This window comes from Delftia sp. 11MD (genome assembly GCF_050907895.1).
In the GTDB taxonomy this organism is placed as follows: Bacteria; Pseudomonadota; Gammaproteobacteria; order Burkholderiales; family Burkholderiaceae_C; genus Comamonas; species Comamonas tsuruhatensis.
On record NZ_CP194333.1, the window covers coordinates 4390818 to 4415814 of the forward strand.

Here is a 24997-nt window from a genome sequence, read left to right on the forward strand (position 1 = left end):
CCCTCACTTGGTCAACCACTGACCGTAAGCCTCCACATCGATCATGGGGACCGTTCCACTGAACTGAAGCTGCGCGATCAGCTTGAAAAGAAACGCGGTCGCCGGCTTGTTTTCGTTGGTGTAGCTGTACGCGCCGCTGGCTTGGTCATAGAAAAAGTGCCCGTGGGCGGCAACGCATCCGATGTCCAGACGCCCCTCGGTGAGGTTTGCGTTCAGCGCCTTGTCCATGGATGGGCCCAATGCAGGACTCCATTCGCTCTCGAAGGTGAGCAAGCCACCCAGAATCGGAATCAACGGCTTCGCTGGGTAGGTCCCGCCAGCGTGCGGGATCGGCAGGCTCGTGCGGTGCAGCCTGCGCACACTGGCGACCTTCTCCTGGGCATAGGCCACAAGCCCCGCGTCAGCCGTCTGCTTGGCCTCGAACACGGCGTACACGCTTTCGGCTGGAATGATCGTCTCGTTCTCGTAGGTGAAGATAAAAGGCGAATATTGCCGATCAAACACCACCACATCGATCTGCTGGCTGAAGTTCCCCAGGCTGTCCACCACATGCGCCTTCGCCGCCTGGTACCGTTTGGGCAGATAGGTATCCAGCATGTCGATCCAGACGTTCTCGCTCGCATCCCCCTTCGTACCCGGGTGACCGAAGGTCTTGCGTACTACGGACAAGCGCTGCTGGATGTCTTCATGCAGGGACGACAGGAGCTGGGAAAGCGACCACTGGGACATGCTGTACCTCGATGGGACGTGTATGGAAGCCGATGGAATCAGGACAGTGGGAACTTGGGGCCAAACAGTGCGCGCCAGGCGCGAAGCGCTTCGATATTGCGACCACGACGCGCGTGGTCGATGGCGATGCTTGCGTCCTGGCTCGCCTGGAACAGCAGCTGCTGCGCGCGCTGCTTGCGCGCGGCATCCATATCGTTGCTGATCGCCGGGCCAAGTCCGGCGGGATCCGGCCACTCGTCATGAACACGATCGGCAAGCGTGGCAAAGAACGACTGGATCTCGCGATCGAACGATCCTCCCCAGCCGCCGTAAAGACACTCAAGGGCCATTACCTCGATCAGGAACGAGGGCTTCACCGGCTTCTGATCGCCGTGCTTGGGATTGTTGTTCCAGTACTTCACCATGCGCACGAGACCTTTCCACTCATTGCCATAGGCTTGGTGCGCTGCGGTCGCCTTGTCCTTATGGATCTCCGGGTCCGTCTTGATCCACTTTCCGGACGCCGTATCGGGGATCTCATACTGGTCGCCGGTGTCGAATGCGGGCACCGCATCCACGCTGACCACCCGGTAGTCCGTGTTGTCCTCCGCGTCGATGTGAACACCGAAATCCACGTTGATCGAGCGCGCCTGTTTGCGCACGGCCGCCGAACCGTATTTCTCCACCAATGCAGAGTGGAAATCATCCAGCACTACCGATGCGGCCTTGCCGTGGTAATGCTTCTCCGAGTCCTTCAGCACGAAGAAGATGTCGATATCCTTGAGCGGCTTCGTCTTCGTGTATCGAGCATAGGACCCGGTCAGGAAGCTGCGCGCAATGCCGAACTTGGTCTGCAGGTAGTCCCGCACTTCGTTCTGGCGTTGCGAGGCATTCTTCTGTTCGCGTTCGTTGAGTTCCAGACGCGACTTGAACTTGCGAAAAGCTTCATCGATCGACAGCATCAGCGTTGCCTCCAATATCCGGCCTGACCCGCCAGGCCGCTGTGTTCGACAGTCGAGCCTAGGCTCTGCTTGACCATTCCATCCGTCGAGCGATAACTTCCTTTGCTCCACCCCTCCACATCAGGCCGCCCTGGCTTTGTATCGAGCATTAACTTGTACTTGGCCTGCGATGGCAGCAGCCCAGCTTTCTTGATCGCGTACTTCAACTGCTCGGTATCTGTCCAGAAGCTGCCGTCGCCATCGGACCACCCATACACGATGTCGATATCCCATCGGGTCACGAGTTTGTCGGTTGCCGGGTTGTAGATCTCCAGAATCACCTTGCGCAGATCACCGGTCCCGAGCCACGTCTTGATGGCTCGGGTATTGCTCTCCCAGCGATCCGCGAAGTGCTCGGGGTCCAGCCCACTGAGCAGGATGATGTCTTTCAAGCTCTTGAGGATGTTGTCGGTCACATAGGTAACCGAGTGCGTGTACGAGTAGGTGGCGACGGTGCTCATGACTTGAGGAAACCTCCGAGGTCGAGCGACAGCGCTTGTCCAGCATCGGCCTGCGCCTGCGTGGCAATTCCTTGGCTCAAGTCCCGTGCAATGATGCGAGAACTGTGCTTTTTGAGCGCGGTTTGCACCCAGCCGAGCTGCTCCTTCGGACACGGCAGCGAGACTCCCCAGTCTCCCTTCAACGGCTCGAACCCCAAGACTTCTTCGTTGGCATCATCACCATCGATCGCGTCTTCGTCGAAGAGGCAGTAGATCCTGGTCCGTGGTCCATCGCATGTCGCAACGATGGGCGCGCTCTTGGGTGCCTGGTCGGCGATCAAGCTGGCGGCCACGCCCGCCACGGCCCTGAGTTCAGAGCGAGCCGTGCCGTCCTTGCCCTGAGTGAGCAGTTCGACAATGGCATCCCACGTCTGCAACGCATCGCGGTGCGGCGAGCTGCGAAACGTCCGGCTGACAACGGTGGTCATTTTTGCTTCCCTCCTTGAAGGCGCATTTGCGTTGCCTGTCGTATCGCACTGCGCAGGTGCTCTACGGAAAGCTTGTTCGGATCGATAGCCACTTGCGGGTCGGCCGCGAGGGCGTTGGCTACGACCTTGCGAATGGCCCGACCATCCAATCCGACGCACTCGCCAGCGCACGCGTCGAACTGGTGAGCCGAGGAAAGCTTGCCAATCCCCGGAAATGTCTTTGCCAGGCCATTCAGGCAGTCCACCAGGATCTGCTTGCAGGCATCCTTGCCGGGCAGTGGCACCTCCATCACCATGTCGCAACGAGATAGGAAGGCACTGTCGACGGCCTGTGGGAAGTTGCTGGTGGCCACGAACAGCAGATGCGGGTTGCGTTCGGCCAACATGTCCAACTGCACCAACACCGCGTCGGTGGCCCGGTGCACATCAACCGGGTTGGCTTCCAGGCTGAGCTTGGCTCGATCAGCCGCAAGCGTTTCGACCTCGTCCAGAAGGACGATCGTCGGGCCCGCCGCTGCGGATTCTGCGATCGATTGCGAGAACAGGTCTGCCACGGCGCGTTGAGTCTTTCCCATTGCAGAGCTCGTCAGCGTGTGAGGCTCTACTTCCAGCAATCGAAACTTCGCAGAAGAAAAAGATTCGGCCACACGATGCGCCAAGCCCCGTGCCAAGGAGGTCTTCCCAGTCCCCGGCGGGCCGACCAACAAGATCACGCCGTGCAGGGGGAGTACCGTGCGCTCCACCTTGGGGCGCACCGTGAAGTTGACGATCGCCTGTGACAGCAACTGCTTCTTGAGAGCTTCGTCCATGACGATGGAATCCCACAGGGCGCCCAGCGACGTGTCCGGCAGCTTCCAGCTTCGATGGATGCCTTTCGGCAAAGTGGCGTCTGATGAAGGATTCTTGGTCATCCGTGGCTCTCGGCGGGTCAGAGAATGGTGCGATAGGTCGCCAGCACCTTGGTCGTTTGCACAAGGCCCTGGCGCAGCAGGATTTCGAGATAGCGGTCCACCTCGATCGGCGGATGCTTGAGTTGGGCACGCTGGCGCTGCGCAGCCGACACCACGGCGGCCGCGTCCAGATCCAGTAGGTTGTCCACAAACTCATCGGGGTGCTGCGATTCGATGCCGTACGGAGCCAGCAGATCGTTCGGGAAATCCCGTTCGTTGAACGTCACAATCACGCTCGCACCGCAGCGAATCGCCGCAGCCAGGACGTGCCGGTCGTCCGGATCGGGCAATGTCAGGCCTGCCACGAGCGCTTCGTAGCCCTCCACCAAGCCGTCCGGAATTGCCCGGTCCATGAGATCCGACGTCCTGTCGACCTGAACCCGGGTGAGATCGGGGCGGTTGATCAACAGGTTGCGTTTCCACTCCTCATGAATGGCTTGGCTCCACCGCGCCCGGAAGCGGCCAGACAGGCCGAGCCACATCAGGAAATCCCGCAGTGGCGCGGGATATAGAACGCACGCGTCGTAGACGGCGGTGAATGGGGAATGCCTCATTCGTATCCCATTCCCAACTCTTGCGACTGCTGAGCGAGTTCGGCCATCGCCTGCTCACTGGCGCGCTCGCGCGCTTCCTTGTACTGCATCAGATCGGCGAACCTCACCCTGCGGTGCTTGCCGGTGCGATGAAATGCCAACACCCCATCTTCGAGCAGCTTGACGAAATGGGGACGGGACACGTTGAGCAAGTCCGCCGCCTCTTGGGTCGTCAGCTCTGCATGGACGGGCACCACCTTTACTGCATTGCCATCGGCCAACTCGGCCAGGATGTCGACCAGCAGGCGTAAAGCCGAGGTAGGCAGTTCCACCTGATGAGCCTGTTTGTGGTCATCAAAGATCTGGATGTGCTGCGTCTCGAACTGGGTTGCGAGGTAAGCCGCCAAGGCACGTTGACCCTGGACGGCTGCCTTCACCTCTCCCGCGGCGGGAAGGGTCATCTTGGATTGGGCAGTGGCGGTGGTCATGGGTAGCTCCTAAGCGAAAACGGTTGCAGAGCCGATCATATTCGAAATACTCGAAAAACGCAATAATCGAAGCGCGACCCGTGCTTTTGTAGGTTCGCTCGCAGCATGCCCAATCCGGTCGTCCGCCAGTTCCTATTGTTTGCGGCCTGAAACAGCCCTGATCTCCACGATCAACCCATTGCTGATCACACAGGAATGGCGCGATGGTGGCTTCGATCTGGCTGCGCGCCGCGCATCGCGGCGTGCCCACTTTTTTCGTGACGGCCCTCGTGCTGGGCCAGTCCCCGATGGCATTGGCCGAGTCCCCGGCGCAGCGCCAGGAGTTGGTCGCCGCGCTGCGCCAGCTCGACGCGCTGGAACGCACCGTCGCGGACAGCGCCGCGCATGCCCCCATCCAGCCGGGCGAGCGCTACCACTTCGATTACCCACGGCTGCTGGCTGACCTGGCGCGCGTGCGCGCCGGCATCCAGTTCCACCTGACGCCATCACGCGCTCAGCCGCGCGACCCCTCCGAACTGGCCGGCGACTACCGCACCGAGCGGGCCGCTTCGCCATCGCCGAAGACGACTGCGGAGGGCGAGCAATGAACGGCGCCCAGGTCTCGGCATTTCAAGCCAACAGCGGTATCGCGCCTTCCGCGATGGCGACCGTCCTGGTCGGCGTCGTGTTCGCGGTCCTGCTCGTGTGGGGCGTCTGGGCCATCCGAACGGCCTATGTGGGGTGGTCCGAGAGCCGCCTCAACCAGCGCCAGTTCCTCGGCGTCTGCATCCGCTTCGTCGCGATGTACCTCGTCCTGAGTTTCTTCCTCCTGTCCTGACATGAAAGGCCCGACCATGCACAACCGCAACCTCACTTCCCGTTTTGCCCAGCGCGCCGCCGTGGCCCTGGGCGCCGCCGCGCTGCCCGCACTGTCGTTCGCGCAAGGTCTGCCGCAGTTGGAGAACCCGACGCGCGGCACCGGCAACGGCATCATGGAGACCATCCGCAACTACGGCTACGACATCATCATGCTCGTGGCCCTGCTGGTGGTGGCGTCGATGTTCATCGGCGTCTGCTACCACGCCTACGGCACCTACGCGGAGATCCACACCGGCCGCAAGACGTGGGGCCAATTCGGCCTCACGGTCGCCATCGGCGCCGTGCTGCTCGTGATCGGCATCTGGCTGCTCACCGAAGCCACCGGCATCCTGTAAGCGAGGCCGGTATGTCCGAGCAGCAGCACGTCCGTGCGGACGGGACGGTCACGTTCCTTCCGCACCGGCTCAACCGCCATCCCGTGGTCGTGCGCGGCCTCACCGCCGACGAGCTGTGGATCTGCTGCGGCCTGTCCGGCGCGGCCGGCCTGCTGGTCGGCGCGCCGCTTTCGTGGGTGTTCCGCACGATCGCCATCGCACCGACGTTCGTTGTCCTGGGCGTGGCCTTGGGCGTGTTCATCGGCGGCGGCATCCTGCGCCGCCTCAAGCGTGGGCGCCCCGACACCTGGCTGTATCGACAGTTGCAGTGGCGCATCGCAACGCGCCATCCGCTGATGGCCGGCTGGGTGGGCGGCCACGTGCTGATCTCGCGCTCGGGCTTCTGGTCCACCCGCAGGAGCATGCGATGAGCCGCTTCAAGAACGAGATCGCCCACCTGCAGGCGCACATCAAGACCTTGCGCCTGGGCGCGGGCGCGCTGGTCATTGTCGCCCTGGTCATGGGCGGCGGCTGGTGGAGCGCGCCGCGCGACCTGACCATCCACGTCCCGCCCGACCTGCGCTCTGGCAGTACCCGCAAGTGGTGGGAAGTGCCGCCCGAATCGGTCTATGCGTTCACGTTCTACGTGTTCCAGACGCTGAACCGCTGGCCGACCAATGGCGAAGAAGACTACTCGCGCAACCTCCATACGCTCTCGCCGTACCTCACCCCGTCCTGCCAGGCCTTCCTGCGGGCGGACTATGACTACCGCCGCTCCACGGGCGAGCTGCGTCAGCGCGTGCGCGGCATCTACGAGATTCCCGGCCGCGGCTATGGCGACGACCCCACGGCGCGCGTGCGCACCGTATCCGATCGCGACTGGGTGGTGACGCTGGACATCACGGCGGACGAGTACTACGGCGCCGAGCAGGTCAAACGCGCCCTGGTGCGCTATCCGATCAAGGTCACGCGGGTGGACGTCGATCCCGCCCGCAACCCGTTCGGCCTGGCGCTGGACTGCTACGAAGGCGCGCCCCAGCGCATCAGTGCACCGGAGCCGGCGCGCCCGGCGCCGAGTGACCTGAATCCGCAAGCGCCTCAAGGAGGAAACACCCCATGAAGCATCCTGTACTCGCGCTGCTGGGGCTACTGGCCGTGGCCGCGGCACCCGTCGCCCAGGCGGTGGAGATCCTGCGTTGGGAACGCATGCCACTGGCAGTGCCGCTGAAGGTCGGTCAGGAACGCATCGTATTCATCGACCGGAACGTGCGCGTGGGCGTGCCCGCAGGCGTGGGCAAACGCCTGCGCGTGCAGAGTGCGGGCGGCGCGGTGTACCTGCGTGCCAGCGAGCCGATCGAGCCCACGCGGTTGCAACTGCAGGACGCCGACACGGGCGCGCTGATCCTGCTGGACATCGCAGCCGAACCGCCCAAGGACGGGGAAGCCGAGCTGGAGCCGGTGCGCATCGTCGAGGGTGACAGCGCACCGGGACGCTATGGCGAGCAGGCCGACAGTGCCGAGGCCCCGGCACGCGCCCAGGGCCAGGCAGGTGCGCGGACCGCGCGGCGCGAAACTCCGGTCCCTGTCGTGCTGACGCGCTTCGCCGCGCAGAACCTCTACGCACCGCTGCGCACCGTCGAGCCGCTTCCGGGCGTCATGCGGGTCAACCTTCCCCGCGACCTCGACCTGGACACACTGATGCCAACGCTGCCGGTGCGCGCGGCCGTGCTCGCGTCGTGGCGCCTGGAAGACCAATGGGTGACTGCCGTGCGCCTCACCAACACCGGCGCCGACTGGGTCGCGCTCGACCCGCGCGTGCTGCAAGGCGATTTCCTCACCGCCACCTTCCAGCACGAGGCGCTGGGCCCGCGCGGCACGACCGAGGACACGACCGTGCTGTACCTGGTCACGCGCGGCCGCGGCCTCGCGCAGTCGCTGCTGCCGGCGATTCACCGCTTCGACCCTGCCGTGCATCTGCCGCAGCCGGACGGCGACGAGAACGCCAAGGAGGCCCGCCATGCGCAGTAACGGCCTGCTCAAGTGGCTGATGATCCCTGTCGCCATCCTGGTGCTGTTCGCCGGTATCCGGCTGTTCTCGGGTGGAGGCGGCACGGCGCCACCCGTGGCGGACAACGGCGCCCAGCTCACGCCCGAGGAAATGAAGGCGCTGGGCATCGAAGGCGACACCCCGCGCGACACCGTGGCGACGCTCGTTGCCCAAGTGAAGCAGTTGCGCACCGAGCTTCAGACCGCGCTCTCGGACAACAAGTCGCAGCGTGAAGAGAACCAGCGGCTGCGCCAGCGCGAGAACTCCATCGACCAGCGCATCAACTCGGCGCTCGAATCCGAGCGGTCCAACCTGCGCCGCGACCAAGAGCAGGCGGCCAGCGCGCGCCAGCAGACCGAAGGGCTGCTCGCCGACCTGCAGCGGCGCCTGGACAGCATCGGCGGGCGCGGCGGCGGCCATGCGGACCTGCCCGTGGGCCTGGGGCTGCAGGGCGGCGACGAGGCCGGCATGGAGGGCGGCGTGCGGTGGGTCGAGCCGGACGACGCAAAGCCCGCCGAGGGGCGCAACGGGGGGCGTGGCGCGAGCGGCGGCATGAGCTTCCCCACGAGCTTCGGCCCGGCGCAGAGCACGCTCGAAACCACCGCTGAAACCGTGGCCAACGCGGGCGCCCGCGCCGCCGGGGTCAAGAATGCCAAGCCGGTCTATACCGTGCCGACCAACTCGACGCTAATGGGATCGGTGGCGATGACGGCCCTGATCGGCCGCGTGCCGATCGACGGCACGGTCAACGATCCCTATCCGTTCAAAGTTCTGGTCGGGCCGGACAACCTGACCGCCAATGGCATCGACATTCCCGACGTGGCCGGCGCCGTGTTCAGCGGCACCGCCTCGGGCGACTGGACGCTCTCGTGCGTGCGAGGTCAGGTGCGCAGCATCACGTTCGTCTTCAACGACGGCACGATTCGCACGATCCCCGAAGACCGCGAGGGCAACCAGCAGAACAACCAACAGCGCGACGGCTTGGGCTGGATCAGCGATCCCCACGGCATTCCTTGCGTCAGCGGCGAGCGGCGCAGCAACGCCCAGCAATACCTCGGCTCGCAGGCCCTGATCACCGCGGCCGGTGCCGGTGTGGCCTCGCTCATCGAGAGTGGCAGCGGCCGCATGTCCTATGTCGGCTCGGACGGCTCCATCGGCACCGTGGGCATCACCGGCCAAGAAGCGGTCGGCCAGATTCTCGCGGGCGGTGTCCGGGACATGTCGGCCTGGGTCAACAAGCTCTACGGCCAAGCCTTCGCCGCCGTCTATGTCCAACCCGGCGCCAAGGTTGCCGTCCACCTCGAAAAGCCGCTCGCCATCGACTTCGATCCCGAAGGCCGCAAGGTCGATCACCGCGCAGGAGAAAGCCATGCCCTTGAACTTGACTAACCTGGCCCGTGGCCTAGCACTGGCCCTCGCCGTCGCGGTGCTCGCCGGCTGCGCCACCAGCAAGGAAAAGCTGTTGACCCACGGTGACCGCACGATGATGGACATCTGGCAGCAGGAGGCCGGCGACGGCGGTGGCGCAGCCGGACGGAACGCCGGCCGCCAGTTGCTCGATGCGCGCCAGAGCCTGCGTCGGCCCCTGACCGACGCCGACGTGCAGGCCGCACCTGTCGAGCAGATGCGCTACACGCGCACCGCGCGCAATGAGGTTCACCGCCAGTTCCAGCGTCTGCCCAATCCCGATCTCGTGATGTACGTGTACCCGCACCTGGCCGGCACCGACCCCGTTCCCGTGCCGGGCTACACGACGGTTTTCCCCTTGTACCAGCGCGTGCAGTACGCGATGCCTGGCGAGAGGACGGAGGACTACTGATGCGGTGGAAACTTCCATGGCCGAAGCTGGCTGCCGTCAGCGCCGAAGACACCGCCGCCGACGAGCAGCCGGACGGCTGGCAGCGCCACGTCGAGGCCTTGCAGCAAGCCGGCATCCCCGAACCCGGCGCCGCGGTCCAGGGCCGCAAGCCGGCGACCGTGGCCGACGAGCAGGCGCTGTACGACGTCGCACCGTCCTTCGTGGAACTGCTGCCCTGGGTGGAGTTCTTGCCCGAGTCGAAATCGATGCTCCTGGAGGACGGCCAATCGGTGGCCGCCTTCTACGAGCTGGTGCCGCTGGGCACCGAAGGCCGGGAACCCGGCTGGCTCGCGCATGCCCGCGACGCCCTGGAAAACGCGCTTCAGGACAGCTTCGATGAACTGGACGAGAACCCGTGGGTGCTCCAGCTCTATGCCCAGGACGAACCGAGCTTCGACCAGTACATGCAGACCTTGCGCGATTACGTGCAGCCACGTGCGCGCGGCTCGGCGTTCACCGAGTTCTACCTGCGCTTCTTCGGCCACCACCTGCGCGCTGTGGCCAAGCCCGGCGGCCTGTTCGAGGACACGGTGGTCACGCGGCTGCGCTGGCGCGGCCAGACGCGGCGCGTGCGCATGGTGGTGTACCGCCGCGCGAGCGGACAGGGACAGGCAAACCGCCGCGGCCAGACACCCGAGCAGATGCTGGGCATCGTCTGCGACCGCCTGTGCGGCGGCCTGGCGAACGCCGGCATCCAGGCCCGGCGCATGGTCGCGGCCGACGTCCACGACTGGCTGCTGCGGTGGTTCAACCCGCGCCCCACGCTGCTCGGGCCTGGGGTGGAGGACCGGGAGCGCTTCTACGCGTTGGCGCGCTATCCGGACAGTACCGAGGAAAGCGAGGCCGGCGAGATCGAGCTGGCGAGCGGGCGGGATTTCAGCCAGCGGCTGTTCTTTGGGCAGCCGCGCTCGGACGTGGCGCAAGGGGCCTGGTACTTCGACGGCATGCCGCACCGCGTGCTGATCACCGACCGGCTGCGCATGCCGCCCGGCACCGGGCACCTGACCGGCGAGACCCGCAAGGGGGACGCGATCAACACGCTGTTCGACCAGATGCCCGAGGACACCTTGATGTGTCTCACCATGGTGGCCACGCCGCAGGACGTCCTCGAATCGGACCTCAACCATCTGGCGAAGAAAGCTGTGGGCGAGACGCTGGCGTCGGAGCAGACGCTCAAGGACGTGCATGAAGCCCGCTCCCTGATCGGCAGCGCGCACAAGCTCTACCGGGGCACTCTGGCGTTCTACCTACGCGGGCGCGACGAGGCGGAACTGGATCGGCGCGGCCTGGACCTCGCGAACGTGATGCTCAACGCCGGCCTGCAGCCGGTGCGCGAGGACGACGAGGTGGCGCCGCTCAACAGCTACCTGCGCTGGCTGCCGTGCTGCTACAACCCCGGCAAGGACCGGCGCCGGTGGTACACGCAACTGATGTTCGCCCAGCACGCGGCGAACCTGTCGCCAGTATGGGGCCGCGCCCAGGGCACGGGGCATCCCGGCATCACGATGTTCAATCGCGGCGGCGGCCCGATTACGTTCGACCCCTTGAACAGGTTGGATCGGCAGATGAATGCCCATCTGTTTCTATTTGGCCCCACCGGCTCGGGGAAGTCCGCCACGCTCAACAACCTGCTGAACCAGGTGACGGCCATCTACCGGCCGCGGCTTTTCATCGTGGAAGCCGGCAACAGCTTCGGCCTGTTCAGCGACTTCGCCAGGCGCCTGGGCCTGACCGTGAACCGGGTCAAGCTGGCCCCCGGATCGGGCATCAGCCTGGCGCCGTTCGCCGACGCACGCCGGCTGATCGAAACGCCCAGCGACGTACAGACGCTCGATGCCGACGCGCTGGACGAAGACCTGCCCCCCGATGCCTCGGCCATGGAAGCGGACGAGCAGCGCGACGTGCTGGGCGAACTGGAGATCACAGGGCGGCTGATGATCACGGGCGGCGAAGACAAGGAAGAAGCGCGGATGACGCGGGCCGACCGCTCGCTGATCCGCCAGTGCATCCTCGACGCCGCCGAACATTGCGTGGCCGAAAAGCGCACCGTGCTCACGCGCGACGTGCGCAACGCGCTGCGCGCCCGTGGCCAGGACCCGACGCTGCCCGAGATGCGGCGCGTGCGGCTGCTGGAGATGGCGGACGCGATGGACATGTTCTGCCAAGGCACGGACGGCGAGATGTTCGACCGTGACGGCACGCCGTGGCCCGAGGCCGACATCACGCTGGTCGATCTGGCGACCTATGCCCGCGAGGGCTACAACGCGCAGCTCTCCATCGCCTACATCAGCCTGATCAGCACGGTGAACAACATCGCCGAGCGCGACCAGTACCTGGGCCGGCCGATCGTCAACGTGACCGACGAAGGTCACATCATCACCAAGAACCCGCTGCTCGCGCCCTATGTCGTGAAAATTACAAAAATGTGGCGCAAGTTGGGCGCCTGGTTCTGGCTGGCGACGCAAAACATCGACGATCTGCCGCGCGCCGCAGAGCCCATGCTCAACATGATCGAGTGGTGGGTGTGCCTGTCGATGCCGCCGGACGAAGTGGAGAAGATCGCCAGGTTCCGCGAACTCTCGCCGGCGCAGAAGGCGCTGATGCTCTCCGCACGCAAGGAAGCGGGCAAGTTCACCGAGGGCGTCATCCTCTCCAAGAGCATGGAAGTGCTGTTCCGCGCCGTGCCGCCAAGTCTCTACCTCGCGCTCGCGCAAACCGAGCCCGAGGAGAAGGCAGAACGCTACCAGCTCATGCAGCAGCACGGCGTCAGCGAGCTGGATGCCGCCTTCAAGGTGGCTGAGAAGATCGACCGGGCACGTGGCATCGAGTCGCCGACCCTGGACCTGCCCTGAATCTGCCGTACACCGGAGAACGCCATGGAACAGAAACGCCCATCCATTCCGATGCAGGTACAGGCGTTCCGCCGTCGGCGCTGGAGGCTCAGCTGGCCCTGGGTGTTGGCCGCCGTGCTGGTAGCGCTGCTGCTGATCTGGCTCGTGTCCCGCTATTCTGGCAAGTCCACTCCCCAGACTTCAACGCCGGTCAGCGTGACGCAGGTGGCCGGGCCTCCGTGGCAGATGGGAAATCCGGAAGGGCGTTTCACGCTGACGCTCTACGCGGACCTCGAATGCCCGTTCTGCCGATCCTATTTCCCAGTGCTCAAGCGTTGGGTGGCCGGCAACGCGGACGTGGCCTTGCAATGGCACCACCTCCCGTTGGCCGCGCATGAGCCGGCCGCGTCTGCCGAAGCGAGCCTGGCGGAGTGCGCCGGCGAATCTGGCGGCCATGCCGCCTTCTGGCAGGCTGTCGAGTGGGTCTATGCCCACACGCGCAGCGACGGCCAGGGCTTGCCCGAGGACCTGCGGTACCCCGACCTTACGCCAGCCATCGAGCAGTGTCTGGCGAGCGAACGGCCCGAGGCGCCGATCCGCACCCAGACGGCGGAAGCCACGAGCAGCGGCGTGACCGCCACGCCGTCGCTGCGGCTGCACGATCGCGAAACCGGCAAGGCGATCCTACTGCAGGGTCCGATCGAGGGCGATGCCTTGCTGTCGGCCATGGACATGCTCGCGGCCGGCGATCCCGCCGCCACACCTACTACATCGGAAATGCCTGCCGACGTCGTCGGCGACATGCCCAGGTAGCCCCGGTCTTCAAGGCTACGGCGCAGTCCACTGCGCTGACCGAAACCCGTTCGCCTCGCATCCTGGCCGCGAACGATCACCGCTGCCGCGGTGATGGATGCACCTTGTTCGTTCCCCAGGAGGGCTTGCCCTCCCAGGGCGCGCGCCCTCCGATCTCACCGTCTGGAGGTTCGCCATGTCTTTCGTCGTCAATGACTCCTGCCTGGAGTCGCTTTCCGCCATCGCTGCCCAACACGAGGACTGGATCATCCAGCAAGCCATTGCACTGCTGGAGAAGCGGGTTTTCAAAGCGGGTGCGAAACTCCTCGACCCCACGGCCGTGCGCGACTACCTGCGCGTGAAGCTGGTCGCCGAGCCCAATGAGATATTCGCCGCGGTGTTCCTGGACAGCATGCACCAGGTGCTGGCCTACGAGCCGTTGTTCAGGGGCACGATCAACTCGACTTCGGTCTATCCGCGTGTCGTCGTGCAGCGTGTGCTGGAGTTGAAGGCCGCCGCGGTGGTCTTCGCGCACCAGCACCCCTCGGGCATTTCCGAGCCGTCGAGCGCGGATCGCATGCTGACCCAGCAACTGCAGGCCGCGCTGGCGCTCATCGATGTGCGGGTACTGGACCACATCATCGTCGGCCAGGGTGCCCCGTTCTCCTTTGCGGAGTCCGGCCTGCTGTAAGGGTTGCACTGCTTCGTTGATCAGCGCGGAGGCTTCGGCCTCCGCTTTTTTCTTTGCGGCGACGCAAGCAGGTATGCGGGGTGGCCGCGATGCGCATTGTTTGTTGGGGCCGCCTGGGGTTCGGCGTTTGACTATGGCCCTGATCAACTTCCGGGGCACATGACATGCCAGCAGCTTTTACCCGGTTCGCACCAGGCTGGCGAACCCTTGGCCTGGCCGTGGCGCTGCCGACGTCTCTGGCGGTGTTCAGCCCGGCCACCTTCGCCGCCGACGTGGTGGTCGTCACCGACAGCCGCCACCCGGTCAAGACCATGGGCGGCGAGCGACTGATCGAGTTGGGCGAAACGCCCCGGATCGAGGCCGAGCTTTCCGCGAATCTTCCAGCCGACCCTGAGCGGGCAGCAGCCATCGTCCGGCAACGCCTGAAGCAAGGCGGCACCGATCTTCAGCGCCGCATCGGCACCGCCTACCAGGGCGTCACCGACGCATGGAGTTTGGGTGTCACGACCATCCCGGCCGTCGTGGTGGATCAACGCTTTGTGGTCTATGGCGAGCCGGACGTGGCCCGGGCCGTCGCGCGCATCGAGCAACACCGGAGGATGCAGCCGTGACCCATCGCCCATTCGACCTGCTGCGCCGCCTGCGCGTCGCCGTGGCCTCGCTGCTGCTGATCAGCGCCACGGGCAGCTACGCCTTGAACACCGCCACCATCGTGTCCTCCGTCATGTCGCCGGACTGCCTGGAGTACCGGGTGGTGGGCATCTGCTACTGGCTCTACTGCACCTGGACGGGCTGCACGGTGCGCACATCCACCAAGGTCCGGCACTACGTGCCCGATGCGGTCGTCTCCAGCTACAGCAACACCGGAGAGAACCCCTGGGTCGAGGCGCAGGCGATGAGCACGCCCAACCCATCCGCACAGGCAGGTGGGGATGGGACCACGAACGAAGACCACGAAAACAACCTCGCCAAATTCAAGAACAGCGATGTCATCGGCCATCCTGGCGGCGAGGTATTCAACCAGTTCGCATCGTCGTCGGGCTATTTCTGCCAAGGCGCGGGCACGGCCTTCATGCCGTATCTACTCAGCACCCTGGACACGCTGGCTTGGCGCTACAACGTGCCTGAAATGGCCTACCCGGAGGCGTTGATTCCGGGCATGCGCGAGGTCGGTGCGCGCACCACGATGAACCTCTGGGGCAATGTCTATCCGCGCGGCGGCTTCCTGCATCAGACCGATGACTACAAATCCGGGGCCGTCGTGGCCCAGCGCGCCGGTGATGTCGTCACGCGCCGCGGGCAGATCCACGTGTACCAGCCGCTGCTTGCCAACGCCCGCGACGGCTACTGGCCGGCCGGCGCGCTGATGGAGGGTGATGCCTCTACGGGCAAGTGGCAGGAGCTGACGCCGCGCCTGTCCAACACCTGCGTGGTGTTCCCGCACAGCGGTGCCGGTGTGGTGGGCGTTCATGCACGCGCTCTCGCGCGCCGTCACGGGCGCTTCGGTGGCAGCGATCCCGTGCGGCACGGACCTGCGGCAGATGCGCATGGAGATCGACGCTACGCGCATCGATGACCCGGTGCTGGCTCAGGAAGTAGCGGATTTCTCGCGGGATTGCTATGGGCCTGCACGGGCCAAATTGTTCATGCAGCGCCCTCAGCTCGATGAGCAGCAGATGCACGACGTGACCTGGATCGGATCGCGGTTCTTCACCGACACGAACGGCTACTACGACACATACCGTTCCAGCACCCCACGCGAGGACTGGCCCTATGACAGCACCCGCGACGCAGGGCTTGCGCAGGTGGCCAGCGGTGGCGGCTACCCGACCTGCCGCCAGTGGTGGAGCGATGGAAGTAACGGCCTGCGGGCACGCCTGCTGGGTCAGGTGGACCCGAGCCTGTTGAGTCGCCTGGCGGGCTGGGCCGGGTTCCTGAGCCGGGCCGAGGTGGACGACTCGGTGATCCGAGCCATCGCGTCACCGCGGCAGCAGAAGTTGAACCAGGGCAGCGTCTATACGGACTACGGAGGCCAGATCGACAAGACCTTGCCGAACATCGTGACACGGGCCACGGGAGACGTTGGGATGGCCGTCGGCGCGATTGCCGCGTTTCCCGCCATGGACGTCGTGAGACAGTCTCTACCCATGGTCCTCGCCTTGCTCAAGATGGCGCTGGTCATCTGCATCCCGCTCGTGCTGGTCGTGGGCACCTATGACCTGAAGACGGTCGTCACGGTCAGCGTCGTGCAATTCGCGCTGTTCTTCGTGGATTTCTGGTTCCAGCTCGCTCGCTGGATCGACAGCACTATCCTCGATGCGCTCTATGGCTGGGGCTTTGGCTGGAACCGGCCACACACGAACTTCGACCCGCTGGTGGGGCTGAACAATGCGTTCGGCGACATGCTCTTGATGTTCGTCGCGGGCACGATGTTCCTGGTGCTGCCAGGATTCTGGCTGGCAAGCCTGACCTGGGTTGGAATTCGGGCGGGACATGCCATTCAGGGGTTGTCGGACGGCAGCAAGAGCGCCGGCCAAGCCGGGGGCAAGGGGGCTGGGGCACTCACGGGAGGCAAGCTGAAGTAGCCCGGAGTCCGTCAGTCGTCGGTGTACAACTCGTGCGACGTATCGTTGTACAGATTGGGATCGTAGCCCGGTGTCTTGCGCAGTTCTGTGAGATCGGTGAAAGGCCACTCGTCCTCGTCAGAGGTATTGGCAGCAGCAGCCCACGCCGCCGCCACGACGCCCAACAACACGAGTGCGAACCAAAAAGCAACGTAGAGCAGCAATCCCACCACAGACAGCTTGACCACCCACACGAGCGCGGTGGCAACGGCCGCCGGCACCCCCTTGGACACCAACCAGTTCGACGCCCGACGTTCGCCGCGCGCGTAGGCGCGCCATCCGCGGCCAAAGGTGCGGCCGAGGCGTTCTGCGGTGCTGATGCGGGTCGTGGTGTTCATGGTCGTCTCCTGCTACAGAGGGATGCCTATTCCAGTTTGGTCCATTTCATTCTGTTTGGGGCTTCAATGTGCTCTCTTGCCGCTTCAGGACGCTTCGTCATCCGGTTCCACCGGCCCGGGATCAGGCTCCACGCCGACGCGATACGTGGCAACGAAGCGCGGCCAGTCCACATGGTCCACCAGGTCGATGTCATCGACAACGCCGACTCTTGCTGCCGCACGCTCGAACAGGGCGATGCTCTTGGCGGGATAGTTGTTGCGCGACGGATAGAGCACCCCGTCGAACAGCGGCTGGCCATCATCGCCGAGCATCGCATGCACCTGGGCGGACACCTGCTGCGTGTGCGTGTAGTCGCGGCTGGCCAACTGTTCCAGGTTCAGGCCGAAGTAACCCGCCATGACACCCTCGGCCGTGAGATCGGCCAAGCGCACGTCGTCCAGGACCCCCACGGCCCGCACGAGCCGGCTCTCGACTTCCTTCAGCGCAATCGAGCGCTTCTCGTCCGCCAGCCACTGGTGCTTGTGAAACACCGACTCCATCAGCGCCGTGGACAGGTCGCGGCCCAGGTAGAGCACGCCGTAGGTCCGCGCCGGGTCGTCGTAGCGATTGGTGCCGCTGCGGCCATAGTACAGCGGGCTGCCCCGATAGACGACGCGGCTCACATGCTGGAGCAGTTCACCCGCATCGATCAAGAACAAGGGCAGTTCGCGGCTCATGGCGGTCTTGCCTCAATGCACCTGGACGCCCAGCACGTTGAACACCGCTTCGGCCACGTCATCGATTGTGCCATGCGTCACCGCATCCACCGGCGAGCGTCCGCCCAAGCCTTCGAGCGGTTCGGATAGTGCGCGGTAGATCGTCCAGTGGTCGATGCCCTCGACCTCTTGAAGCACGGTTTGGGTCAACTGCTGCTTCACCGGGTCGAGCTGCCAGTCGGGCAGCTTCTGGCCGCGCGGCCCCACATTCAGCGCCAGCAGCCGGCGCGCGAGGATGTCCTTGTAGATCTGCTGGCGCGACTTGTCCGCCAGCTTGGCGTACTCGGGGATCGGCAGGTTGTGCGGCTGGTTGAAGGATTCCAGCAACACGGCGCGGCCTCGCTGGACGTCGGTTTCAGTCGGGGTCCAGCGCGTTTCGGTGCGCAGCGCGGCCGCCTTGCGCGCCAGGGCCTGCTCCACCGTTTCGCCTTCGAGGTTGGCTGGCAGTTTTACCGCCTCCACGCGCTCGTGAATGAACGCCTGCAACTCGGCCGCGAAAGCCGGCGCATCCCGGATTTCAACGGTATCCGCGAAACGGCGCACGTCCTCCACGGTGACGCGCGGCAGACGATCGGCAATGAATTCAATGGCGGTGGGCATGGTCATCTCCCAAGCAGGTTTGAGACAGGATTCACTCTAGTCGCCCTTGTCGCATTTGTCAACTTAGTCGCCTGAGCGAGAGCCTACCTGCCGGGGGTAGCGTCCCCGCAGCATAGGCAGGGGCCAGCGCCAGGTCTCCGTCCAATCCATTCGTGCGGGTTCCACATTGACGCTGGAGACGCAACCCAGGCCCGGCTATACCGAAACGGTTAAAGGCCAAAGGGCCGAAACGGCAAGGGAATGGGGTGCAAGGGGAAAGGCCCTACCTCGAAAAGGCGAAAAGGCCTCCCGGCCGGCCCCCCAGAGGACACCCGCATGCTCTCCCTGTTCCAGCGAAAACGGCCCCCGGTCGCTGCCCCGTCGCCAGCGCCCGCCACCGACCTCCCGAAAGGGTTGCTGCGGCCCGAATCGGCCGCATCGCTGCTGGCAACACCGCGCCGGCAGAAGCTGCTGGAACACATCTGGCAGCGCACGTCGCTGTCGCGGCGGCAGTTCGCCACCCTATACCGCACGCCGCTGGAGCACTACGCCGAGTTGGTCCAACAATTCCCCGCATCGGAAAGCCATCACCACGCTTACCCCGGCGGCATGCTGGATCACGGGTTGGAGATCGTCGCCTATGCGCTCAAGCTGCGGCAGTCCCATCTGCTGCCCATTGGCGGCAGTCCCGAAGACCAGGCGGCGCAGTCTGAAGCCTGGACTGCCGCAGTCGCTTATGCCGCGCTGCTGCACGACATCGGCAAGATCGCCGTCGATCTGCACGTCGAACTGTCCGACGGCTCGCTGTGGCACCCCTGGCACGGCCCGCTGCACCAGCCATACCGCTTCCGCTACCGCGACGATCGGGAATATCGGCTCCACAGCGCCGCGACAGGTTTACTCTACCGTCAACTGCTCGACCGTGATGCCCTGGACTGGCTCAGTGGCTATCCCGACCTGTGGGGACCGCTGCTCTACGTCCTGGCCGGCCAGTACGAGCGCGCCGGCGTGCTGGGCGAACTTGTCGTGCAGGCCGACCGGGCTTCGGTGGCCCAGGAACTGGGCGGCGATCCGGCCCGCGCCATGGCTGCACACAAGCATGCGCTGCAGCGCAAGTTGCTCGACGGGCTGCGCTACCTGCTCAAGGAACAGTTGAAGCTGAACCAGCCGGAAGCCTCCGATGGCTGGATCACCGAGGATGCCTTGTGGCTGGTAAGCAAGACGGTCTCGGACAAGCTGCGTGCGCACCTGCTGTCACTAGGCGTCGACGGCATCCCCGCGAGCAACACCGCCGTCTTCAACGTGCTGCAGGATCACGGCATGTTGCAACCGACGCCGGACGGCAAGGCGGTCTGGCGCGCGACCGTGACCAGCACGACTGGCTGGTCCCACTCATTCACCCTGCTGCGTCTCGCTCCCGCGCTGATTTGGGAGTCTGGAGAGCGGCCAGCGCCCTTCGCAGGGGCAGTGGCAATCGACGGGACACCGGCACCCAACAATGCCGATGCCTTGGTGCCCTCGCCGGCAATGACGGCAAAGCCAGCCACCGACGATCAAGAGTCCCTTCCATGGGAGGGCGTCGACGCCGCGACTCCGGTTCACTTGCCTGCCGCACAAGCCGCACCCGATGTCATGGAGGACCTGCTGGCGATGGTAGGAATCGGCGATTTGCTTGTTCCCCAACAGGATGCGGAAGCCGTCTCGGGCGACGCACCCGCCGCTGGCCCTCAAACGCCACCGCCAACCTCGATGGTGCCCGTGCCGTCATCAGCGCCGGTGCCCACGTCCTCGTCGGCGCAGCCATCGGGCGAGCACTTCATGGCGTGGCTGAAACAAGGTATCGCTACCCGCCGGCTGGTCATCAACGACGCGAAGGCGCTCGTGCATACGGTGGGCGACACGGCCTACCTGGTCAGCCCCGGGGTATTCCAACGCTACGCACAAGAACACCCCCAGGTCGGGACTCTCGCCAAGCAGGAGAACCAGCAGGATTGGCAATGGGTACAAAAGCGCTTCGAGCGCCTGCAACTGCATCGCAAAAAGCCCAGGGGCCTGAACATCTGGACGTGCGATGTCACAGGCCCCAGGAAGTCCCGCCGCCTGTATGGCTATCTATTGCACGATGTTCGGCTCCTGTTCGCAGAGCCACCACCGAACAATCCTTACTTGTCACTTCTCGCGTAACCGGCGGCTCAAGAGCCGTCCAAAAATGCGACGCGGCGGACCAATCCGCAACGGCGCGAATCAGAACGTCGATATCGCTTGACCTCAAGTTTTGAGGCTTTGTAATGCCGCCGAGGTCGGTTTGCGCGCGCGTTCTGCGACGAGACGAGAAGCCGACAACCAACGGGATTCGATCTCTGCCGCATCTGTCGCTCATGGTCTTGCGCTGCCAAGAAAGCAGCGTCAGGGGACAGCGTGCAGCGCGATCGCGCTCGCTTCATTCGCTTTACGACCTGACCACGGAACCTGTTCAGATGACGACTTCCAGCTCCGACCCTCGCGGCGTGCGCCTGCTTTGGATACTGATCTCCCTCAGCGCGATGGCGCTCGCAGGTTGTAAAGAGAACGCCGGAGCTGGCGCCGGAGGCCATCCACCGCCGCCGCAAGTCAGCGTCGCGCAGGTCGAGATCAAGCCCATCACGTAATGGGACGAATACAACGGACGCATCGAAGCCATCGAGAGCGTCGAGCTGCGCCCACGGGTGTCTGGCTACGTCGAGCGGGTCGCCTATCGCGAAGGAGACGAGGTCAAGAAGGGCGATGTGCTCTTCATGATCGATGCCCGAAGCTACCGCGCGGAACTGGCCCGGGCCCAGGCGCAATTGACCCGGGCGCGCAGCGAAGCCGGCCGCAGCAGAAGCGAGGCGCAACGTGCCAAGGTGCTGGTCGAGCAGCAGGCTGTCTCCACCGAGGCCTGGGAGCAGCGCCGCGCCGCTGACGAGTCCGCGCAGGCTGAGGTGCAGGCCGCGCAGGCTGCGGTGGAGACGGCGCAGTTGAACCTGGAGAGGACCCAAGTGCGCTCGCCCATCAACGGGCGCGCCAGCCGTGCCCGCTTTACCGCAGGCAACCTGGTGGCCGCCAGCGATGCAGCCAGTGTGCTAACCACCATCGTGTTCCAGGACAGGGTCTATACCTACTTTGAGGCCGATGAGAAGGCGTTCCTGCGCTACTCGCGCATGGCGCGCAAGGGAGAGCGCCCCAGCGAGCGAGGCGGCCAGCTGCCGGTCCAGATCGCCCTGGCGGACAAGGCGGACTTCTCTCACACCGGCACGGTGGACTTCCTCGACAACCAGGTGGACCGGGGCAGCGGCACGATCGCCGTGCGCGCGGTGCTGGACAACAAGGATCGCGTTTTCACGCCGGGCCTCTATACCCGCGTGCGACTGGTCGGCAGCGGCGAATTCTCGGCCGTGTTGATCGACGACAAGGCGGTGCTGACCGACCACGACCGTAACTACGTCTACATCGTAGACAAGGATGGACTGGCGCAGCGACGTGATGTGAAACTGGGTGGCAGTTCCCATTGGCTGCGCATCGTGCGAGGGGGGCTGGCGGCGGGCGACCGCGTGATCGTCAACGGCGCGCAGAAGGTGTTCTTGCCGGGCATGCCTGTGCAGGCCACGGCGGTGCCCATGGTGGCTGCTGCGGCGCCCGCGTCCGCCACCAAATGAAGCACCACGCCGGAGCGCGCCACCGATCGGACGTATCACACAACGAGCGGCGCGGCGCGCTTCCCCCTGGACTCCTTTCAAGGTATTAGCCCATGGACCTCTCCAAGTTCTTCATGGACAGGCCGATCTTCGCGGCTGTGCTGTCGATCGTCATCTTCGTCTCGGGCCTGCTCGCGATCCCGGCGCTGCCGATCAGCGAATATCCCAAGGTCGTGGTGCGCGCCGTGTATCCGGGCGCCAACCCCAAGGTGATTGCCGAGACCGTGGCGACACCCCTGGAGGAGCAGATCAACGGCGTCGAAGGCATGATGTACATCAAGTCTGTCGCCGGCTCCGACGGCGTGCTGGTGACCACGGTCACCTTCCGTTCTGGCATCAACGCCGATGACGCGACGGTGCGGGTACAAAACCGCGTCGCCCAGGCTCAGGCCCGGCTGCCCGCGATGTGGTGCGCCAGGGCATCACCGTCCAAAAGCAGTCCCCCGCCTTCCTGATGGTGGTGCACCTGACATCGCCCGATAAGCAGTACGACACGCTGTACCTTCGCAACTACGCCCGGCTGCACGTCAAGGACAGTTGCACATCGAGCCGCGCAAGACCGACAACGAGTAGTCCTGTCCCAAGCAGTCGGGCGTCCCGGCGTGCCGCCGTCGCGCTGTCGTGCTGCGCATTGAGCCTCGCTGCGCGAGTCTCGCCCCTGTCGGGCTTCCATCGCTGGCGCCTCCGGCCCGGCTCGCTGATCCGTGCCTGCGCGCTCCGCTTGCCGAAAACCGGCGTGCGTGGGTGGCGTGAGGGGGCGGTCTTGCTGTGTCCCTTCGCCGACGACCACGCCGCGCAGGAAGCCACGTTCTATGGTGCGCCGGAATGGCAGCGCAGCCCGTCCAAGCTGCGCGAGCGCCTGACCGAGCGCGAAATCGACGCCGCGCACGCGCTGGTGCGCTTCGTCGGGCTGGACGCCTACCGGCAGGCAGGCGGCGGCATCCGCCGCGACCTGTTCGCGGAAGGCGATGCCGGAACCTACCTCACCGATACCGCAGTGCTGGAAACGCTGGTGCGCGACAAGCTGGCAACGCTGGCCGAGGACGTGCGCGCCGAGGGCTGGGCGTGGGTGGAGGCCGTGCCGCATCTGGCCTACGAGGAACGGCAGGCGTTCCAGAACGCCCCGCGCCACCGCCGCGAGCCGACCACCCGCGAGGCCCGCCGCATCGCCTCGCTGGAAACCCGCCTCGAAAAGATCGACGCCGAACTGGAAGAAGCCTGCGACGCCGAGGACGAGGCCAAGGCCGAGAAGCTGGAACAGCGGCGCGATCAGGTGGTCGGAGAACTGCAAGACGCGGAGAATGCCTTGCAAGGCTACGCCCCCGAAGTGCGCGAGGTGGCCGGTGCCATCGTCACCATCGACCGCAACGGCGAGGCTGTTATTCATCGCGGCCTGCTGCGCGAAGCCGAGGCCAAGGCGCTGCGCACGCTGGAAAAGCTGCGGCGCGGCTTCGGCAGCACCGAAGGCGAAGCCGCCAACGAGGAGCACGAGGACGCCGACGACCCGCCCAAGGCCGCGAGCCTGTCCGACCAGCTGGCGCAGCGGTTGAGCGCCCACCGCACGGCGGCGCTGCAAATCGAAGTGGCCCGGCATCCGCACGTCGCGCTGGCCGCGCTGGTGCATGGCATGGTGCAGAAGGTTTTGCAGGACAGCTACCACGGCCACGACCTGCCGCTGGGCGTGAGCCTGAAAGTGCAAGACCGGCTGGAAGGCATGGCCCCGGACTGGCCGGAGTCGCCCGCCGCTGTGGCGCTGCGCGAACTGCAACAGGTAGCCGGGGAAGCCTTGCCGGAGGACAGCGCCGAACTGTTCGCCGCGCTGCTGGCGAAGTCGCAAGACGAACTGGTGCGGCTGCTGGCCGTGTGCGTGGCTTCCACGGTGGACGTGGTGACGCCCCGTGCCACGCCGCACCAGCCCGGCGCAGAACTGGCGCAGGCCGTGGGCCTCGACATGGCCGCATGGTGGAAGCCGACCGCAGAAGGCTACTTCAAGCACGTTTCCAAGGCCGTGATTCTGGATGCCGTGGGCGCGTTTGCACCGGAATTCGTCACCCGGCTGGCGAAGCTCAAGAAGGCCGACATTGCCAGCGAGGCCGAGCGGCTGGCCGATGGCACCGGCTGGATGCCCGCCATCTTCAAGGCCGAAGGCCCGCAGGAGGCCGCGCAGGAAGAAGGCCCGGAGCAGGACGCCCCGGAGGATACCGAGGCAATGGCGGATGAACCCGCCGAGGCACTGGCCGCTTGACCCGCGCCGAAGGCAAGCGCCCCGGCCTCGACCGGGGCGCTTCGCTTTGTGTGGTGGCGCATCGAGACGAAGGAATAACCGCGATCAGCACCGCGCCCAGGCCGTTCCGCCCTGGGCGCGGTGGACGCGAAATCCGGGTGCGACAGTGGCCGCGCCCGGTGTTCAAGGCCAATAGCCGAATTAAAACGCCGCCGCCTTCGCGCTGGCTCAGGCGGCGGCGTTGAAGGCATCGCTGTAGTGCGCGATGCCTTCCGGCACTGTCCCATGCAGGGCCAGCGCCATGAAATAGCCGGGCGGCACGCCCGGCAGTTGCAAGCCCGCATGGGCCTGGAAGCCAAAGCGCGTGTAGTACGTTGGATCTCCCAGCAGCACGCAGCCTGCGGCCTGCATAGCCCGCAGTTCAGACAGCGCCTGTTCCATCAGGCGCGAACCGATGCCTCGCCCCTGCCTTGGCGGCAGGACGGAGATCGGCCCCAACCCATACCAGCCCTCGGTCTTTCGCCTGTGCTCATGGGTGATCGTTACTGGCGACAGCGCGACGTGACCGACGACGCGCCCATGTTCTTCGGCCACGATGGAAAGCGTCAGTTCGTTGGCGGCACGCAAGGCGCGCACGATGAATTGCTCGGTGTGGCTGGTGTGTGGTGCATCAGCGAAGGCGGCGGTCGTGACCGCTTCGATGGCGGCAATGTCGTCGGCGGTTTCGTGTCGGAGCTGGATGGTCAGGGTGTGCCACATGAGAT

26 protein-coding genes and 3 pseudogenes are annotated in these 24997 nt (G+C 65.3%); 18 read left to right on the forward strand and 11 right to left on the reverse strand.

What is annotated here, in order from left to right; translation table 11 throughout:
- Positions 1–3: 3 nt before the first annotated feature.
- The 7 genes from nucC to ACRSCF_RS20055 are packed head-to-tail and all read right to left on the reverse strand — an operon-like array spanning position 4 to position 4608.
- Positions 4–729: a CBASS effector endonuclease NucC gene (gene nucC, locus ACRSCF_RS20025; RefSeq protein WP_003050273.1), complete on the reverse strand. Its 726-nt coding sequence runs from the start codon at positions 727–729 to the stop codon at positions 4–6.
- Positions 730–767: 38 nt separating this feature from the next.
- On the reverse strand, positions 768–1670 hold the full coding sequence (locus ACRSCF_RS20030) for a CBASS oligonucleotide cyclase (RefSeq protein ID WP_003105624.1): 903 nt from the start codon (positions 1668–1670) through the stop codon (positions 768–770).
- Positions 1670–2170 (reverse strand): type III CBASS phage resistance system CD-NTase-associated protein Cap7, encoded by a 501-nt coding sequence (gene cap7, locus ACRSCF_RS20035; RefSeq protein ID WP_003090159.1) that lies wholly within the window; start codon positions 2168–2170, stop codon positions 1670–1672. The genes ACRSCF_RS20030 and cap7 overlap by 1 nt, the downstream gene beginning before the upstream one ends.
- A complete protein-coding gene (gene cap8, locus ACRSCF_RS20040) occupies positions 2167–2637 on the reverse strand; it encodes a type III CBASS phage resistance system CD-NTase-associated protein Cap8 (protein WP_003105626.1) in 471 nt (156 codons plus the stop codon). Before cap8 ends, cap7 begins: the two co-directional genes overlap by 4 nt.
- Positions 2634–3548: a CBASS system CD-NTase-associated protein Cap6 gene (locus tag ACRSCF_RS20045; protein WP_003105629.1), complete on the reverse strand. Its 915-nt coding sequence runs from the start codon at positions 3546–3548 to the stop codon at positions 2634–2636. Before ACRSCF_RS20045 ends, cap8 begins: the two co-directional genes overlap by 4 nt.
- Before the next feature lie 17 nt (positions 3549–3565).
- Positions 3566–4141, reverse strand: a complete 576-nt coding sequence (locus ACRSCF_RS20050) for a PIN domain-containing protein (protein ID WP_003109777.1) — start codon at positions 4139–4141, stop codon at positions 3566–3568.
- Positions 4138–4608 (reverse strand): helix-turn-helix domain-containing protein, encoded by a 471-nt coding sequence (locus tag ACRSCF_RS20055; RefSeq protein ID WP_003050245.1) that lies wholly within the window; start codon positions 4606–4608, stop codon positions 4138–4140. Before ACRSCF_RS20055 ends, ACRSCF_RS20050 begins: the two co-directional genes overlap by 4 nt.
- Before the next feature lie 203 nt (positions 4609–4811).
- Between ACRSCF_RS20055 and ACRSCF_RS20060 the strand changes: the two genes are divergently transcribed.
- From ACRSCF_RS20060 to ACRSCF_RS20125, 14 genes are all read left to right on the forward strand, one after another.
- Positions 4812–5195 (forward strand): RAQPRD family integrative conjugative element protein, encoded by a 384-nt coding sequence (locus ACRSCF_RS20060; protein WP_003120001.1) that lies wholly within the window; start codon positions 4812–4814, stop codon positions 5193–5195.
- Entirely contained in the window at positions 5192–5425 is a 234-nt protein-coding gene (locus tag ACRSCF_RS20065; RefSeq protein ID WP_003050225.1) for a TIGR03758 family integrating conjugative element protein, read from the forward strand. The genes ACRSCF_RS20060 and ACRSCF_RS20065 overlap by 4 nt, the downstream gene beginning before the upstream one ends.
- 16 nt (positions 5426–5441) lie before the next feature.
- Positions 5442–5801, forward strand: a complete 360-nt coding sequence (locus ACRSCF_RS20070) for a TIGR03745 family integrating conjugative element membrane protein (RefSeq protein ID WP_003090173.1) — start codon at positions 5442–5444, stop codon at positions 5799–5801.
- Between the two features lie 11 nt (positions 5802–5812).
- Entirely contained in the window at positions 5813–6211 is a 399-nt protein-coding gene (locus ACRSCF_RS20075) for a TIGR03750 family conjugal transfer protein (RefSeq protein WP_003105639.1), read from the forward strand.
- Positions 6208–6900, forward strand: a complete 693-nt coding sequence (locus ACRSCF_RS20080; RefSeq protein WP_003105641.1) for a PFL_4703 family integrating conjugative element protein — start codon at positions 6208–6210, stop codon at positions 6898–6900. The genes ACRSCF_RS20075 and ACRSCF_RS20080 overlap by 4 nt, the downstream gene beginning before the upstream one ends.
- Positions 6897–7808 carry a TIGR03749 family integrating conjugative element protein gene (locus ACRSCF_RS20085; protein ID WP_003105643.1) on the forward strand — a complete coding sequence of 304 codons (912 nt, stop codon included), beginning with the start codon at positions 6897–6899 and terminating at the stop codon, positions 7806–7808. Before ACRSCF_RS20080 ends, ACRSCF_RS20085 begins: the two co-directional genes overlap by 4 nt.
- The gene (locus ACRSCF_RS20090; RefSeq protein ID WP_020924934.1) at positions 7798–9216 is read left to right on the forward strand and encodes a TIGR03752 family integrating conjugative element protein; all 1419 of its coding nucleotides are present in this window, start codon (positions 7798–7800) and stop codon (positions 9214–9216) included. Before ACRSCF_RS20085 ends, ACRSCF_RS20090 begins: the two co-directional genes overlap by 11 nt.
- Positions 9197–9646 carry a TIGR03751 family conjugal transfer lipoprotein gene (locus ACRSCF_RS20095; RefSeq protein WP_003109775.1) on the forward strand — a complete coding sequence of 150 codons (450 nt, stop codon included), beginning with the start codon at positions 9197–9199 and terminating at the stop codon, positions 9644–9646. Before ACRSCF_RS20090 ends, ACRSCF_RS20095 begins: the two co-directional genes overlap by 20 nt.
- Positions 9646–12537, forward strand: coding sequence for a conjugative transfer ATPase (locus ACRSCF_RS20100; protein ID WP_033987683.1), 2892 nt, complete (start codon positions 9646–9648; stop codon positions 12535–12537). The genes ACRSCF_RS20095 and ACRSCF_RS20100 overlap by 1 nt, the downstream gene beginning before the upstream one ends.
- Before the next feature lie 24 nt (positions 12538–12561).
- Positions 12562–13329 carry a DsbA family protein gene (locus ACRSCF_RS20105; RefSeq protein WP_003090202.1) on the forward strand — a complete coding sequence of 256 codons (768 nt, stop codon included), beginning with the start codon at positions 12562–12564 and terminating at the stop codon, positions 13327–13329.
- A 175-nt stretch (positions 13330–13504) separates the two neighbouring features.
- Positions 13505–13999: a JAB domain-containing protein gene (locus ACRSCF_RS20110; RefSeq protein ID WP_003090203.1), complete on the forward strand. Its 495-nt coding sequence runs from the start codon at positions 13505–13507 to the stop codon at positions 13997–13999.
- A gap of 164 nt (positions 14000–14163) precedes the next feature.
- Positions 14164–14610 carry a TIGR03757 family integrating conjugative element protein gene (locus tag ACRSCF_RS20115; protein WP_023111668.1) on the forward strand — a complete coding sequence of 149 codons (447 nt, stop codon included), beginning with the start codon at positions 14164–14166 and terminating at the stop codon, positions 14608–14610.
- A gap of 29 nt (positions 14611–14639) precedes the next feature.
- On the forward strand, positions 14640–15575 hold the full coding sequence (locus ACRSCF_RS20120) for a TIGR03756 family integrating conjugative element protein (protein WP_432676114.1): 936 nt from the start codon (positions 14640–14642) through the stop codon (positions 15573–15575).
- Positions 15469–16584, forward strand: a complete 1116-nt coding sequence (locus ACRSCF_RS20125) for a conjugal transfer protein TraG N-terminal domain-containing protein (RefSeq protein ID WP_432675082.1) — start codon at positions 15469–15471, stop codon at positions 16582–16584. Before ACRSCF_RS20120 ends, ACRSCF_RS20125 begins: the two co-directional genes overlap by 107 nt.
- 11 nt (positions 16585–16595) lie before the next feature.
- Here ACRSCF_RS20125 and ACRSCF_RS20130 read toward each other — a convergent pair whose 3' ends face one another.
- The 3 genes from ACRSCF_RS20130 to ACRSCF_RS20140 form a co-directional block, all read right to left on the reverse strand.
- Positions 16596–16961, reverse strand: a complete 366-nt coding sequence (locus tag ACRSCF_RS20130) for a DUF3742 family protein (RefSeq protein ID WP_003090216.1) — start codon at positions 16959–16961, stop codon at positions 16596–16598.
- Between the two features lie 84 nt (positions 16962–17045).
- The gene (locus ACRSCF_RS20135) at positions 17046–17678 is read right to left on the reverse strand and encodes an RES family NAD+ phosphorylase (RefSeq protein WP_003090219.1); all 633 of its coding nucleotides are present in this window, start codon (positions 17676–17678) and stop codon (positions 17046–17048) included.
- Between the two features lie 12 nt (positions 17679–17690).
- Entirely contained in the window at positions 17691–18317 is a 627-nt protein-coding gene (locus tag ACRSCF_RS20140; protein WP_003109769.1) for a hypothetical protein, read from the reverse strand.
- Positions 18318–18632: 315 nt separating this feature from the next.
- Between ACRSCF_RS20140 and mobH the strand changes: the two genes are divergently transcribed.
- From mobH to ACRSCF_RS20160, 4 genes and pseudogenes are all read left to right on the forward strand, one after another.
- Positions 18633–20480 carry a MobH family relaxase gene (gene mobH, locus ACRSCF_RS20145; protein WP_003109768.1) on the forward strand — a complete coding sequence of 616 codons (1848 nt, stop codon included), beginning with the start codon at positions 18633–18635 and terminating at the stop codon, positions 20478–20480.
- Positions 20481–20773: 293 nt separating this feature from the next.
- Positions 20774–21970, forward strand: a pseudogene (locus ACRSCF_RS20150) (efflux RND transporter periplasmic adaptor subunit).
- Between the two features lie 92 nt (positions 21971–22062).
- Positions 22063–22544: pseudogene (locus tag ACRSCF_RS20155) on the forward strand (efflux RND transporter permease subunit); the annotation flags it as partial.
- Between the two features lie 243 nt (positions 22545–22787).
- Positions 22788–24254: pseudogene (locus ACRSCF_RS20160) on the forward strand (chromosome partitioning protein ParB); the annotation flags it as partial.
- Between the two features lie 207 nt (positions 24255–24461).
- Here ACRSCF_RS20160 and ACRSCF_RS20165 read toward each other — a convergent pair.
- Positions 24462–24980, reverse strand: coding sequence for a GNAT family N-acetyltransferase (locus tag ACRSCF_RS20165; RefSeq protein ID WP_023980163.1), 519 nt, complete (start codon positions 24978–24980; stop codon positions 24462–24464).
- Between the last annotated feature and the right edge of the window lie 17 nt (positions 24981–24997).

Excerpts from the sequence above, each read along its gene's own strand:
- ACRSCF_RS20095 (WP_003109775.1), top strand. The coding sequence starts at position 9,197 with ATGCCCTTGAACTTGACTAACCTGGCCCGTGGCCTAGCACTGGCCCTC.
- ACRSCF_RS20135 (WP_003090219.1), bottom strand. The coding sequence starts at position 17,678 with ATGAGCCGCGAACTGCCCTTGTTCTTGATCGATGCGGGTGAACTGCTC.
- ACRSCF_RS20055 (WP_003050245.1), bottom strand. The coding sequence starts at position 4,608 with ATGACCACCGCCACTGCCCAATCCAAGATGACCCTTCCCGCCGCGGGA.
- ACRSCF_RS20085 (WP_003105643.1), top strand. The coding sequence starts at position 6,897 with ATGAAGCATCCTGTACTCGCGCTGCTGGGGCTACTGGCCGTGGCCGCG.
- ACRSCF_RS20125 (WP_432675082.1), top strand. The coding sequence starts at position 15,469 with ATGCACGCGCTCTCGCGCGCCGTCACGGGCGCTTCGGTGGCAGCGATC.
- ACRSCF_RS20090 (WP_020924934.1), top strand. The coding sequence starts at position 7,798 with ATGCGCAGTAACGGCCTGCTCAAGTGGCTGATGATCCCTGTCGCCATC.
- cap8 (WP_003105626.1), bottom strand. The coding sequence starts at position 2,637 with ATGACCACCGTTGTCAGCCGGACGTTTCGCAGCTCGCCGCACCGCGAT.
- ACRSCF_RS20140 (WP_003109769.1), bottom strand. The coding sequence starts at position 18,317 with ATGCCCACCGCCATTGAATTCATTGCCGATCGTCTGCCGCGCGTCACC.
- ACRSCF_RS20110 (WP_003090203.1), top strand. The coding sequence starts at position 13,505 with ATGTCTTTCGTCGTCAATGACTCCTGCCTGGAGTCGCTTTCCGCCATC.
- nucC (WP_003050273.1), bottom strand. The coding sequence starts at position 729 with ATGTCCCAGTGGTCGCTTTCCCAGCTCCTGTCGTCCCTGCATGAAGAC.
- ACRSCF_RS20030 (WP_003105624.1), bottom strand. The coding sequence starts at position 1,670 with ATGCTGTCGATCGATGAAGCTTTTCGCAAGTTCAAGTCGCGTCTGGAA.
- cap7 (WP_003090159.1), bottom strand. The coding sequence starts at position 2,170 with ATGAGCACCGTCGCCACCTACTCGTACACGCACTCGGTTACCTATGTG.
- ACRSCF_RS20100 (WP_033987683.1), top strand. The coding sequence starts at position 9,646 with ATGCGGTGGAAACTTCCATGGCCGAAGCTGGCTGCCGTCAGCGCCGAA.
- ACRSCF_RS20050 (WP_003109777.1), bottom strand. The coding sequence starts at position 4,141 with ATGAGGCATTCCCCATTCACCGCCGTCTACGACGCGTGCGTTCTATAT.
- ACRSCF_RS20065 (WP_003050225.1), top strand. The coding sequence starts at position 5,192 with ATGAACGGCGCCCAGGTCTCGGCATTTCAAGCCAACAGCGGTATCGCG.
- ACRSCF_RS20130 (WP_003090216.1), bottom strand. The coding sequence starts at position 16,961 with ATGAACACCACGACCCGCATCAGCACCGCAGAACGCCTCGGCCGCACC.
- ACRSCF_RS20115 (WP_023111668.1), top strand. The coding sequence starts at position 14,164 with ATGCCAGCAGCTTTTACCCGGTTCGCACCAGGCTGGCGAACCCTTGGC.
- ACRSCF_RS20070 (WP_003090173.1), top strand. The coding sequence starts at position 5,442 with ATGCACAACCGCAACCTCACTTCCCGTTTTGCCCAGCGCGCCGCCGTG.
- ACRSCF_RS20075 (WP_003105639.1), top strand. The coding sequence starts at position 5,813 with ATGTCCGAGCAGCAGCACGTCCGTGCGGACGGGACGGTCACGTTCCTT.
- ACRSCF_RS20105 (WP_003090202.1), top strand. The coding sequence starts at position 12,562 with ATGGAACAGAAACGCCCATCCATTCCGATGCAGGTACAGGCGTTCCGC.
- ACRSCF_RS20045 (WP_003105629.1), bottom strand. The coding sequence starts at position 3,548 with ATGACCAAGAATCCTTCATCAGACGCCACTTTGCCGAAAGGCATCCAT.
- ACRSCF_RS20060 (WP_003120001.1), top strand. The coding sequence starts at position 4,812 with ATGGTGGCTTCGATCTGGCTGCGCGCCGCGCATCGCGGCGTGCCCACT.
- ACRSCF_RS20080 (WP_003105641.1), top strand. The coding sequence starts at position 6,208 with ATGAGCCGCTTCAAGAACGAGATCGCCCACCTGCAGGCGCACATCAAG.
- mobH (WP_003109768.1), top strand. The coding sequence starts at position 18,633 with ATGCTCTCCCTGTTCCAGCGAAAACGGCCCCCGGTCGCTGCCCCGTCG.